Source organism: Algoriphagus locisalis (assembly GCF_900116615.1).
In the GTDB taxonomy this organism is placed as follows: Bacteria; Bacteroidota; Bacteroidia; order Cytophagales; family Cyclobacteriaceae; genus Algoriphagus; species Algoriphagus locisalis.
The window spans coordinates 597,927-610,676 of record NZ_FPBF01000001.1; the positions used below are offsets into that span (position 1 = coordinate 597,927).

14 protein-coding genes are annotated in these 12,750 nt (G+C 39.4%); 7 read left to right on the forward strand and 7 right to left on the reverse strand.

The genetic code is table 11. The features are described 5' to 3' along the window. Nucleotides 1-285: 285 nt before the first annotated feature. The 3 genes from BM386_RS02600 (at nt 286) to BM386_RS02610 (ending at nt 4,498) form a co-directional block, all read left to right on the forward strand. Nucleotides 286-1,884 carry a beta-N-acetylhexosaminidase gene (locus tag BM386_RS02600; RefSeq protein WP_091691494.1) on the forward strand — a complete coding sequence of 533 codons (1,599 nt, stop codon included), beginning with the start codon at nt 286-288 and terminating at the stop codon, nt 1,882-1,884. Between the two features lie 154 nt (nt 1,885-2,038). Continuing rightward, the gene (locus tag BM386_RS02605; protein WP_091691495.1) at nt 2,039-3,391 is read left to right on the forward strand and encodes an alanine/glycine:cation symporter family protein; all 1,353 of its coding nucleotides are present in this window, start codon (nt 2,039-2,041) and stop codon (nt 3,389-3,391) included. 3 nt (nt 3,392-3,394) lie between these two features. Beyond that, the gene (locus BM386_RS02610) at nt 3,395-4,498 is read left to right on the forward strand and encodes a glycerate kinase family protein (protein WP_091691496.1); all 1,104 of its coding nucleotides are present in this window, start codon (nt 3,395-3,397) and stop codon (nt 4,496-4,498) included. An 11-nt stretch (nt 4,499-4,509) separates the two neighbouring features. Here the strand turns inward: BM386_RS02610 and BM386_RS02615 are convergent, their stop codons facing one another. From BM386_RS02615 to BM386_RS02630, 5 genes are all read right to left on the reverse strand, one after another. Then, complete coding sequence (locus BM386_RS02615) at nt 4,510-4,950, reverse strand: DUF6526 family protein (RefSeq protein ID WP_091691931.1); 441 nt, start codon at nt 4,948-4,950, stop codon at nt 4,510-4,512. Between the two features lie 56 nt (nt 4,951-5,006). Next, the gene (locus BM386_RS23570) at nt 5,007-5,156 is read right to left on the reverse strand and encodes a hypothetical protein (protein WP_170856991.1); all 150 of its coding nucleotides are present in this window, start codon (nt 5,154-5,156) and stop codon (nt 5,007-5,009) included. Between the two features lie 71 nt (nt 5,157-5,227). Then, a complete protein-coding gene (locus BM386_RS02620; protein ID WP_091691497.1) occupies nt 5,228-5,410 on the reverse strand; it encodes a hypothetical protein in 183 nt (60 codons plus the stop codon). Nucleotides 5,411-5,672: 262 nt separating this feature from the next. Beyond that, entirely contained in the window at nt 5,673-6,029 is a 357-nt protein-coding gene (locus tag BM386_RS02625) for a response regulator (protein WP_091691498.1), read from the reverse strand. A gap of 212 nt (nt 6,030-6,241) precedes the next feature. Continuing rightward, nucleotides 6,242-6,820, reverse strand: coding sequence for a DUF4136 domain-containing protein (locus tag BM386_RS02630; RefSeq protein WP_091691499.1), 579 nt, complete (start codon nt 6,818-6,820; stop codon nt 6,242-6,244). 140 nt (nt 6,821-6,960) lie between these two features. Between BM386_RS02630 and BM386_RS02635 the strand changes: the two genes are divergently transcribed. Further along, nucleotides 6,961-7,443: a deoxycytidylate deaminase gene (locus BM386_RS02635; RefSeq protein ID WP_091691500.1), complete on the forward strand. Its 483-nt coding sequence runs from the start codon at nt 6,961-6,963 to the stop codon at nt 7,441-7,443. Here the strand turns inward: BM386_RS02635 and murB are convergent. After that, complete coding sequence (gene murB / locus BM386_RS02640) at nt 7,440-8,453, reverse strand: UDP-N-acetylmuramate dehydrogenase (RefSeq protein ID WP_091691501.1); 1,014 nt, start codon at nt 8,451-8,453, stop codon at nt 7,440-7,442. The genes BM386_RS02635 and murB overlap by 4 nt on opposite strands. Nucleotides 8,454-8,529: 76 nt before the next feature. Between murB and BM386_RS02645 the strand changes: the two genes are divergently transcribed. Genes BM386_RS02645 through BM386_RS02655 form a run of 3 tightly spaced genes read left to right on the forward strand, consistent with a single transcriptional unit; the run spans nt 8,530 to nt 11,631 of the window. After that, on the forward strand, nt 8,530-9,474 hold the full coding sequence (locus tag BM386_RS02645) for a succinylglutamate desuccinylase/aspartoacylase family protein (protein ID WP_091691502.1): 945 nt from the start codon (nt 8,530-8,532) through the stop codon (nt 9,472-9,474). A gap of 42 nt (nt 9,475-9,516) precedes the next feature. Further along, nucleotides 9,517-10,662 (forward strand): ergothioneine biosynthesis protein EgtB, encoded by a 1,146-nt coding sequence (egtB, locus tag BM386_RS02650; RefSeq protein WP_091691503.1) that lies wholly within the window; start codon nt 9,517-9,519, stop codon nt 10,660-10,662. Between the two features lie 3 nt (nt 10,663-10,665). Then, nucleotides 10,666-11,631: an L-histidine N(alpha)-methyltransferase gene (locus BM386_RS02655; protein ID WP_091691504.1), complete on the forward strand. Its 966-nt coding sequence runs from the start codon at nt 10,666-10,668 to the stop codon at nt 11,629-11,631. 34 nt (nt 11,632-11,665) lie between these two features. Here the strand turns inward: BM386_RS02655 and BM386_RS02660 are convergent, their stop codons facing one another. Then, nucleotides 11,666-12,736, reverse strand: coding sequence for a 6-bladed beta-propeller (locus tag BM386_RS02660; protein ID WP_091691505.1), 1,071 nt, complete (start codon nt 12,734-12,736; stop codon nt 11,666-11,668). Nucleotides 12,737-12,750 lie beyond the last annotated feature (14 nt).

Genomic DNA, 12,750 nt, shown 5'->3' on the forward strand with positions numbered 1-12,750 from the left:
AATTGAAATTATCAATTACTACTCATATTTCTGAACCCATTTATATAAATCCTTTGAGTAAATCATGAATTTTCCCCGGTCATAGAATGATTTTTTGTTTTACTATAAAATCAATTAGATATAAAGAGCTTATTGAAAAAAATAGATTAAGTTTACTCAAACCTTTATCATATGAAATGTCCATGAGAATGGCTTATGACACAGGTGCATAATTATTCAGAGCATTCCATCCCGTATCCTTCGTCACGGGACAGGTTGTGACCGCTAAAAATCAATTATAAACAAATGAAATATTCTCTTTGGACATTTGCTGTAGTTGCAGCATTATCTATCAGTTCTTGCCAAACACCTAGTGCAGTGCCACTGGATGAGGCAGGTATCATTCCAATTCCCTCCTCAATAGCTCCAACTTCAGGAACTTTTGAGTTAGAGCCAAGTGCTTCCATCCAACTGATTGGTAGTGGGGAAGATCTTTCGCGGGTTGGAGCATTTTTGGCAGATAGATTACGTCCGGCAACCGGTTTTGAAATTCCAGTTTCGACGGAAAGTGGCGACTTGGTTTTAGAATTAACTAGTGGTGCTGCTTCTGAGAAATATACCGTCGATATCAGCAGCGATCAGGTGAAAATCAGCTCAACTTCTGCAGCTGGTCTTTATTATGGGATTCAAACACTTGTGAAGGCTATGCCTGTAGCGATTGAAAATACGTCTAAGGTCGATACGGATTGGGTTATTGGCACTGGCATCATTGAAGATCAACCTGAGTTTGCTTACAGAGGATCTATGCTAGATGTGGCTAGGCATTTTATAAGTGTTGAAGATGTGAAGCATTACATCGATCAGATGGGAAGTTTGAAATTTAATTTCCTTCACCTTCATTTATCAGATGATCAGGGTTGGAGAATTGAAATCAAATCTTGGCCAAAACTGACTGAAATTGGAGGTAAAACGGAAGTTGGTGGAACTGAAGGTGGTTTTTTCTCCCAAGAAGATTATGTGGAAATCGTAAAGTATGCATCGGACAGATTCATCACAGTAGTTCCCGAAATCGATATGCCTGGCCATACCAATGCTGCTTTGGCCTCTTATGCAGAATTGAATCCGGGAGTAAATCTTCCTGATGGAGATTTTTCTACCATGTCTGAGGGTAAAATCGATTTTGATATTCTTGATAAGAATCCAGAACCTGCTGAGCTCTACACTGGAATTGAAGTTGGCTTTAGTACGTTTGCAACTAACAAGGAAATCACCTACACTTTTGTAGAAGATGTGATCAAGGAACTTGTGGAGCTTACTCCTGGACCCTATATACATATCGGTGGAGATGAATCACATGTCACTGAAAAGGATGATTACATTTACTTTGTTGAGCGTGTTCAGGAAATCGTGACCAAATATGGAAAGAAAAGCATAGGATGGGATGAGATAGCTACAGCTAAACTAGCTCCGGGGTCTGTTGCTCAGTTTTGGGCTTTGGAAGAAAATGCGATTCTAGCTAAGGAGCAGGGAAATCAAATTTTGATGTCACCGGCAAAGAGAGCCTATCTCGACATGCAATATGATTCTACCTCCAGATTGGGTCTCCATTGGGCAGCTTATATAGAGCTTGATGATTCCTACAATTGGGATCCTTCAACCTATGCAGATGGTATCAACAAAACAGATATCCTAGGAGTAGAAGCCCCGCTTTGGACAGAAACGATCGCGAATCGTTCTGATATTGAATACATGGCCTTTCCTAGATTGGCGGCTTTGGCCGAAGTAGCTTGGTCTAGTAAAGAGAGGAGAAGTTGGGATGATTTCTCAAAGCGAATTGCCATCCAAGGTAAACGCTGGGATATCAATGGGATAGAATTTTATCGATCGCCAAAAGTACTTTGGTAAGAATTTCCAGAGAATTATAAAACCCGGCTTCTGTCGGGTTTTTCATTGCATGACAGACCATATTCTTTGATTTTCATTAAAATGAACCTAATATGGATGTTTATTTCAAAATCATTCAATCAAGATAGTTGATTGCTTTAACTCGAATATTTTAATGGGCGAATACATTATTTCTTTTGCAAACTGGATTTGGGGTACTCCTATGCTGGTCATTTTGATGGGTGGCGGATTGTTGCTTTTAGTGCATTCTGGATTTGTGCCTTTTCGTAAGATCGGACATGCGATAGGCTTGCTGAGAGGGAAATATGACGATAGTTTATTGCCCGGACAGATCACTTCATTTCAGGCTTTGTCCTCAGCTATCGCAGCGACAGTTGGGCTAGGAAATATCAGTGGTGTTGCCATTGCAATTAATATGGGCGGCCCTGGGGCTATTTTTTGGATGTGGGTTTCTGCATTCGTAGGGATGGCTACGAAGTTTTACACCTGTAGCTTGGCCATCATGTTTAGAGGAAAAGATTCCGAAGGGCAAATCCAAGGTGGCCCCATGTATGTGATTGAAGAAGGAATGGGTAAAAAGTGGAAATTCCTTTCCATCATATTCTGTACTGCAGGGGTTTTGGGCTTGCTCGCTATATTCCAAGCCAACCAGCTGACAGCTGTCCTTAGAACAGTAATTCTTGAACCGGCTGGACTGGATGAAGGCGATAAGACACGTTGGATCATAGGAATCACGATGATGGTTCTGGTGGCGATTGTAATACTTGGAGGTATCAAAAGAATTGCTGGCGTAGCCTCCAAACTGGTTCCTTTTATGGTAGGTCTCTATTTTGTGACAGTAATAATTATAGTCTTCAAATACATAGGAGATGTACCTGAAATGCTTTTGAAAATAGTAACTGACGCATTTACGGGAGAGGCTATGGCAGGAGGAGCCGTTGGAGCAGTTATTGTTATTGGGGCGAGAAGAGCTGCTTTTTCTAACGAAGCTGGAATAGGTACGGCTCCCATGGTTCACGGTGCTTCTAAAAATAACGAGCCGATTCGAGAAGGTTTGATAGCCATGCTCGGTCCTTTTATTGACACGATAGTAGTGTGTACGCTGACAGCTCTAGTGATCATGCTTACGGGCGTTTGGGAATCTACTGAGAAAGACGGCGTAAGGTTGACTTTGGCTGCATTTGACTTGGCGCTTCCTTATTATGGCAGGTATCTGCTGATGGTTGCCGTGTTGGTCTTTGCTCTTTCCACCATGTTCACTTATTCCTATTATGGTCATAAGTGTTTTGGCTATCTTTTTGGAGCCAAAAGGGCGGATTATTACAATTATTTCTACTTGATCACTATTGTTGCAGGTGCTGTAGCTTCCTTAGATGTGGTGATCAGTTTGGTAGATGGTATGTATGCGATTATGGCCGTGCCTACGATGATTTCTACCATTTATCTCGCTCCTAAAGTGCGGGTTGCGATGAAAGACTATTTCGAAAGAATGAAAAAAGCAGCCTAAGCTATGAATGTCCTTATTTCTCCTAATGCCTTTAAGGGCACCATGAGTGCTCGTGAAGCTGGAGAAATTATCAAAGACTTTGTAGAAGGGAAGTTCCCTACTGTCAATACAGCATTGATACCAATCGCAGATGGGGGAGACGGTACCTGTGAGCTTTTAACAGAACTATTAAATTTAGAGAAGAAATCATCCTGGTCACTTGACGCTATCGGTAGGCCAATTCCTTGTTTTTATGGTTGGGAAGATCAATTGAAAAAGGCCTATATAGACGTTTCTGCAGCTTCTGGAATAGCATCGATCGAAGAGTGGAAGTTGGATCCATCTGTAGCTTCTAGCTTTGGTACAGGTATGCTTATCAAGCAAGCTATTGATTTAGGAGCTGAGGAAGTAGTACTAGGACTTGGGGGAAGTGCTACTGTAGATCTGGGAGTTGGGATATTATCTGCGTTAGGAGTTGTTTTTTTGGATAAAAATGGAAGGGAGCTCACTCAGTTTTCACCTGATTATCTTTCTAAGATATTCCATATCCAGAAGTCCCCAGGTATTCCCAAAGTTAAATTTAGATGTCTCTGTGATGTACAGAATACATTTTTTGGAGATCGAGGAGCGGTTCCTGTTTTTGGTCCGCAGAAGGGAATTCAAGCAGATCGGATTAAACCCTACGAAGAAATTTGTGGAAAAGTAGTTGATCAGCTGTTTCAAAAACAGAAAAAAGTTTTCATCGATAAGCCAGGCTTTGGTGCTGCAGGCGGGATTGCATTAGGACTATCGGCTTTTTTTGAAACAGAGATTAACTTTGGCTCAGCCTATTTTTTTGAAAAAGTAAACCTTGGAAATCAAGTGAAATGGGCAGATATTACACTTACCGGAGAAGGAAGGTATGATGATCAGTCTGCGGAAGGCAAAGCTTGTTATGAATTAAGGAAGCTCGCGCACGATCATTCCAAAAAGGTTTTACTGATAACTTCAGGAGCAGACCCCGGAACGCAACTGTTTGATCAGGTACTTACCTTGCCTGAGTTGGATTTCTCAGCATCCGATTTCAAAATCAAAGCTAGAAAAAACCTAGGCGAACTATTAGATAAGGAGTTTTCTCTGGATGTCTAGATGGGATAGGCTTATACTCTGTGATGATCTGCTTTCCAGTTTTTAATACTTTTTTTGATTTCTTTGGGAGCGGTTTTCTCCAGGATGCTCTTTTCGATTAAAGCCAAAATCTCATTATCTCCGGCAAATCTTAAGGCAATAATCTGAGCAGAAGTAAGCTGGTTTTCCTTATCAAAAAAAGGTGTTCCGGTAAGGTAGAAATACCGCTGTCTCATCTCCAATCGGATAATTCTATCCTGATTTTTCAGCGCGTAGATTCTGGGAAGATAGGAGACCAAGAGCAAAGAAAAACCGAGTAAAAGGAAATAGATACTATTGGATGTTTCTTGTGGATTGTCAAAGTTTGTCCTTGTTATACTCCAACCAAGGAATACCAAAACCAAAGGCATAATCACAAAGTGATGGAGAGGGTAATATTTAGCGTGATTCTGGAAACTCTGTGTTTTTGACATCTGAAAAGGCATAAAAAAAGGAGGCGTTAACCTCCTTTTAAAGCAAAATATAAATTTTAATGATCAGCCTTTTTCTTCTTGGTGAAAGTGCTTCTCGTGTCAATTGCAGTTACACCGGCACCAAGTCCGATCAACACACATACAATCACCAGGAAAGTTTGAGCTCCTCCTGCAAGTGGCGAAGTGAATACGTCTAATAGTATCATGATCAATTTTTTGAATTTCTAAAGATTGCCCGAAGATAAATTCTTAACTCGAAATAACCAAAGGATTGAGGTTAATCGAATGGATCATCATCGAAATCTTCGTCTTCTTCCTCATCTTCGTCGAAGTCCATGATATTGTCATCGACAAATTCACTTTCTTCATCTAGATCATATTCGTCTTCGAAATCATTATCGAAATCATCGTCTTCATTGAAGTTGTCATCTTCTTCGAAATCGTCGTCAAAATCCTCCATAGTAGTTTAGATAGGGGTTTTTAATAGTTGAACGTTACGAATTAAAGTAAAAAAACATTTCGCACCATACTGTTGGTATTTTTTTTTAAAACTTTTTTCTACAATTCTTACTAAGGTAGTTTTCTAGGTACAGCCAGACACCTAATAAGTGTCACATAAGCTTTTCGCGGAATATGAAAATGATAATTCGAGGTGTCTTTAGAAAAAATAAAAAGCCATCAAGCCTAAAGTGTGACTCAAAAAAAAAGACCCAAATACTGGGTCAGTTGAATATTGATTTGATGTATTTTTTGATCAGAGGTTTGGAGAGGTAGTCTTTGACTACGCTATATCTACTAGCTTTATTTATATCGCGTTCATCTACGGAACTGCTCAAAATATAAATTTGTGCTTCGTAGTTATCGGAATTGAACGAATCTAAGAAATCCCAACCTGTCATTTCCGGCATATTCAGATCCAAGAAAAGATAATTAGCCTTAATCGAATAAATTTCCTGAAGTGCGGCTCTGGCACTCTGATACTTATAAAATTGACAAGGCTCTTTCACATTTCGTGAAATGAGTTTTTCAGTAACAAAGGTACTGATGGGATCGTCATCTATAAGGACAATTGTTAACATTAAGTGCAAAAATTAGCGGCTGAAATACATTATAGCTACTACAAAAGTAATAGGTAATTGAACTTTTACAAATATTTTGCCAAATAAGACTTAAAAAAAAATGATATTCTTAATTAAGTACAATTTGAACTAGCGTAATTAGTCAATTTTGGTTTTATCTCTTAAACTCGCTAACAAATGAATCGCACTGATTAAGAATGATTTATCCTTTTTTACTCAGCTTCCTTTAGTTCGTTGATAAAATACGCTATGATTTTATCAGTTGTTTTCAGAACCTTCTTACTTTTAGTTTTCTGGTTACTTACTTCAGTCACTCCAGTCAAGGTCATCAATAATTTATCTTCTTTTTGATCGATGAAATCCACGATAACCTGTACCAACTCATAGCTACTAGTCGTAGGGTTGTTTCTATTGTTGAAATAGGGATTATACATCCATGGATCCCAAACTCTGTAACCCCAGTAAGGATAAACGTTGTTGTTTTGATAAGTTTCCCTTTTTCTGGGGTCTTCGTTTGAAGTGTACCGAATGACTAGCTCAGGCTCCGTTTTTTCATATACTAGACCTCTGGCTTCCAGCGCTTGCTGTAGGTGGATTTGTACTTGCTGGTCTATAAACTGAGAAGAAAACCCCCTCATCCCAATTTCCTGATTGATGATCACAAAGGATTTATAAGGTGGGCTGATAGGGACTTCTACATTTTCTTTGAAGATATCAATAGCGCTACAAGAGCTGAAACCAACCAGTATAAGTAGGAAGGCAAATAGGTTCTTAGAGTGAATCTGGTTCATTGTATTCAACTTTTAAATTTTAAAACGAAGAGGAAAATAGAAAGTTAGCTTTTACTAGTTAACGAAAATCTTATGGTTATTAATCAAGTTTTTTTGCGTGGCTTGAGTCTCAAATGCTAATTTTGTCCAAATACTAAGTTATGAGCAGACCTGATTTTGATGATATATTTATGGAACTGGCAGTCAATTTGGCTAAGCGTTCCCATTGTATCAAGAAGCATGTGGGCGCTGTTCTCACCAAGGACACTCGAATAATTTCCATAGGTTATAATGGACCTCCTGCAGGTACGCATAATTGCGATGTTGAATTCTCTGAAAGTGGATGTGCAAGAGATAGCAAAGGTAGTTGCTCCTTAGCGCTTCATGCTGAGCAAAATGCAATTCTATATGCTGTAAAAAACAACACTTCTGTGGAAGGCTCCACCTTATTTGTTACGCTATCTCCATGTCTTGCCTGTTCTAGGATCATATTCTCAATGGGGATTTCAAGAGTTATTTACCTCTTCTCTTATGCGGAATACAAAGGAATTGGCTCTGATGAAGGAGTGGATTTCTTAAGGAAATTTGGAGTGCAGGTTGACAAGTACGAGAAGACATTTGAAGTCAACGACAGGTTGATCTAAAGAAAGTTGACTTCTGGGTGAATGGAAATGTCAAACTTCTCTGCAACTGATTGCTGTATTTTCTCCGCGAGTTTTTTGATTTCATTTCCATCCCCATCTCCGTAATTAACTAAGACAAGGGGCTGTTTGCTGTGCACACCTATTTCTCCGAATCGCTGACCTTTCCAGCCACATTGCTCGATCAGCCAAGCAGCCGGAACTTTGATTCCCTCCTCATTTGGGAAGCCTGGGATCGCAGGATAGTGATTTTTTAGAACTTCAAATTGTTCTGTTGTGATCGTTGGGTTTTTAAAGAATGATCCCGCATTTCCTATTTCTTTGGGATCAGGAAGCTTGGATTGCCGGATTTGAATGACTGCCTCAGAGATGGCTTTTAAACTAAGCTCATTTACTCCAGATGCTTCCAGGGTTTCTTGGATTGCACCATATTCAGTATGGAAATCTGGCTTTTTTCTCAAACAGAAAACAACTGAGCAAATCACGTATTTGCCCTTCAAGTCATGTTTGAAAACACTTTCTCGGTATCCAAATTGACACTGTGCCGCATCAAATTCTTCGAGATCCAATGTCTCCTTATTCAAGGCCTTCAGGCTGTGAAAGACATCTTTGATTTCCACACCATAGGCACCGATATTTTGCATAGGAGATGCACCGACAGTCCCTGGGATCAGCGATAAATTCTCTACCCCAGCCCAGTTATTTGCAATGCTAGTCATCACAAACTGATGCCAGTTTACTCCAGCACCTACAGCTACATGATAGGTTTCTTCGTCTTCTTTGATAACCTCTATACCTTCAAGTTCGATTTTGATCACTAAGGCATCTTGATCTTGGGTCAGCAGAATATTACTACCTCCTCCGAGAATCAAGGGTTTGATTTTCTGTGATTTAGCCCAATGTAAGGCTTTTTTGAGCTCGTCAACAGATTTGGCAACCATAAAAAAGCGGGCTGTTTTATCAATTCCAAATGTGTTGAATGCCTTAAGGGAGATGTTTTCTAGTATATTCATATGTGGAGAGCTACTTGCGAAATAAGTAAGTTTTTGTTCCAATAAGAAATGAAATCAACCTATTGAACTTGAATAAATGAAAGAGTTGGTCATAAATGGCGTACGGATCAGACCAGGCCAATCGATGAATTTGGAAATTGCCATCGCCAAACTTCCCACACATACCCTGATTGATCTTCCGATTTTTATACGCTCGTCCAAAGAAGAAGGCCCTGTGGTACTTATTAGTGGTGGAGTTCATGGAGATGAAATCAACGGAGTAGTGACAGCTAAACGATTACTTGAAGAAGTCGATGAGGGATTGGAATTGCTGAAAGGCACTTTGATTTTTATCCCCTTAGTGAATATATATGGTTTTCTTTCGAATAGCCGAACTTTTCCGGACGGGAGAGACCTGAATAGAAGTTTTCCCGGAAGCAAAAAAGGTTCCCTAGCTGGAAGTATTGCCTATATTTTGAGTAGTGAGATCATTCCTCAGATTGATTTTGGGATTGACTTCCATACCGGCGGTCGAATGCTTACCAATTTTCCTCAAATAAGAGTGGATTATAAGGATAAGGTGGCCGTAGAACTTGCTAAAGCTTTTGGAACTCACTATGTAGTCAACTCAAAATACATAGAAAAATCCTTCAGAAAAGAAGCCTATAAGGCTCGGAAGCATATTTTGGTGTATGAAGGAGGGGAATCTATGCGACTGGATGAGTATGGGATAGAAGAAGGGGTAAATGGGTCAAAGCGCTTGCTGGCTAGTCTAGGTATGCTCGCAGATGCTCCACCGCCACAAGAAACTATTTTTCTAAAAGAAAGTAATTGGGTGAGAGCAAAAGCTTCGGGGATTTTCAACTCAAGCGTACAAGTGGGAGAATCTGTGAAAAAGGGACAAGTTCTGGCACGGATTTCGGATCCCTACGGACAGATCAAAATCCCTGTAAAATCTCCGACGAACGGCTTTATAATAGGCATGAATAATATGCCTGTGATTAATACTGGAGATGCTTTAGTGCACATAGGCAAGGAGTAGAGATCGTAAACCTTTATCTTGAAGCTTAGTTATCAATTATATATGGATTTAACAGAAACTTTTGAATGGGTAAGAAATCACTCGCTTTACTTATGCGAAAATTTAATTATAGAGGATTTTAGTCTGCAGGCTTCCGAAGAAGTAAGCCCTCCAAAATGGCATTTGGCACATACCACCTGGTTTTTTGAGCAGTTTATTTTGGTGCCAAATGACCCCAGTTACGAGGTAAAACATCCCCAGTTTAATTTCCTTTTCAATTCCTATTACAATTCCCTCGGAGCTAGAACCGCCAGAAATCAGCGTGGCTTGATGTCCCGTCCTTCAGTAGAAGAGGTCAAAATCTATCGTGCCTATGTCGATGGGGCTATGTTAAAGTTGATAGGGAGAAACAATCCGGAAATTGACGAATTAGTAACGCTGGGGCTGAACCATGAGCAACAGCATCAGGAATTACTAATCACAGATTTGAAATATAGTTTGTGGTTTAATCCTCTGAATCCAAGCGTAATGGATATAGAAGAGTATGTTTCTGAATCCAAGTCAAAATGGATTGCAGTAGAACCTGGAGTTTATGAAATTGGCTATAGTGGTGATCAATTCTGCTATGACAATGAGTTGAATCCACACAAGGTTTATATCAATGACTTTGCGATTTCTTCTGCTTTGGTCACCAATGAGGAATACATTGAATTTATGAATTCAGGAGGTTACGAAAACCCAACTTATTGGCATGATGAGGGCTGGGCTTGGGTGAAAGAATTGGAAGTCAAGGCTCCTCTTTATTGGGAGAATCAAGAGGATACATGGTTTTATTACACTTTAAATGGATTGAAACCAATTGACTTAGATTCTGCTGTCGCTCATGTGAATTTCTATGAAGCTTCAGCATTTGCAGCTTGGAAAGGGCTGAGGTTACCAACGGAATTTGAGTGGGAAGTCTCCCAAAATCAATTTGACTGGGGGAAAAGATGGGAGTGGACTAACTCAGCTTACCTGCCTTATCCTGGTTTTACTGTGGCTCCTGGAGCAATAGGGGAGTACAATGGGAAATTTATGATTAATCAAATGGTGCTGCGTGGCGCTTCGGTTGCCACTTCAGAGGGACATTCCAGACCTACTTATAGAAACTTTTTTCACCCTAAATACAGATGGCAATTCATGGGCATTCGCCTAGCCAAATCACTTTAATTTATGAATGCAAAAAATACGGATTTCGGCACTTTTGCCCAAGACGTGATGCTTGGTCTGAATTCAACTCCGAAAACTTTACCTTCCAAATATTTCTACGATGCCAAAGGTGATAAACTGTTTCAGCAGATCATGGCTTTACCGGAGTATTACCTCACTAGGAAAGAATATGAAGTACTGGAAGGGCAACACGAGCAAATTCTAGCAGAAGTGCTTGCCTTAAATACGCCCTTCAACCTAGTTGAACTCGGCGCGGGAGATGGGATGAAAACCAAAATCTTGCTACGGTATCTAACCGACAAGAAGGCGGATTTTACTTATTATCCTGTGGATTTCTCAGGCTCAGTTTTGGAAGAGTTGGAGGAAAGTCTGGCTTCTGAATTTCCAGCGTTGAAAGTCAACCCTATTCAAGATACCTATCGAGACTCATTGAAAAGGCAAGTTTGGGAAGATGGTAAGCCTAACCTGATTTTATTTTTAGGAGCAAACCTTGGGAATTTTGGAGTGAAAGAAGCTAAAAATATAATTGATCACCTGAGAGTAGGAACCAAAAAAGGCGACCAAGTTTTGTTAGGCTTTGACTTGAAGAAAAATCCACAGACAATTCTAGACGCTTATCACGATTCAGAAGGTGTCACCCGTGAATTTAATATGAATCTTCTTGATCGAATCAATAGAGAACTGGATGCAGACTTTGACCGAGATTCATTTACGCATTGGCCTACCTATGATCCAGTAAGCGGAGAGTGTAGAAGCTATTTGGTTTCTCAAAAGCCACAAGTAGTAACTATAGGTGCATTAAATCAAAGCTTCGAATTTGAGGCTTATGAGTCGATTTTCACTGAAATATCCAAAAAGTACAGCTTGTCTGAAATTGAACATCTGGCATATTTAGGAGGGTTTAGCGTGAAGGCTAACTTTTTAGATCCAGAAGTTTACTTTGCAGACGTATTGTGGGAAAAAAAGTGATTAGGATCACTGAAGTCTATGTTGTTCATCTAGATTAATTAGTTCCTTTGGTTAAACTAGACATTACTATTTTTGGATTTTCCTCTTCCTGTGCGTCTTCATTTCTGATGATTCTGTAGTAGGTGTCCGCATTTAAATGTTTTGGGAATCCTTCTAGTGAGACACCTTTGAAAGGAAGTTTATAGCTAAATTTTGGTGTGTTGTGTGCTAAATCAAGCATGAGATGATATGAATCTTTTTTGTACAATAAAAGTATGCTTGCATGACCGTCATTTATTTCTGTAAACTCAATCCTTAAGGTATCTGACTTTCCAAAATCAGTAAAATCAAGTTGATATCCAGGAACTAAGTGATCCTCTTTCATTCGGTAAATAGTATCCTTCTGATCAACCAACCCAGCGAACAGAACCCGGGGCATATAAAAGAGATGCTCTTGATTTACCTTGCCAAATACATTTAGGAAATTGTAAAAACGGTTGAATTTAGAAGTGAAGCTATATAAAGGATTTTCTTGTGTTTTGAATTCGAGGGTAGTTGGCTCCATAGAACTTATCGAAATTGATTTACCATCTTTTTCCTTAGAATCTAGGCTCTCTTGTATCACCAAAATTGTGCTGTCTTCCTTATAGAATGAGATTGGCTGCCCTGCTAATTTTTTACTTGATGCAATAAAATTTCCTTCCATATCATAGGAATTCACAACCATTTTGTCCCAAACTGCAAGCAGAATTCTATTTCTTTTTTCATCTACATAGATTGTAGTGACTACATTATATTCATCCGGACCTTCACCTTTTTTGCCTATAGTTTGAATAAAATTCCCTTCGTAGTCAAACTTTAGTAAACCTTTCTTATTATCCACAAGGAAAATATAATCCTTAGAGAATGCTATATCCTGGATGAAAGTAAGCGGAGGATTTCCTGGCCTTTCCAGATCGATGGTATCAAGTGCTTCAATTTGAAATCCATTTTCATCATCGAGCAAAAACTCTTTGCTGATTTCAATTTTATGGATATTCTGCTCTACTTCGACCTCATTTTTATTAGTACAAAATTGAAAGAGTAAAATGCAAAGTGATAGGAAAATAACTTTAGAAAAATTCATGGTCAATTGGGTTA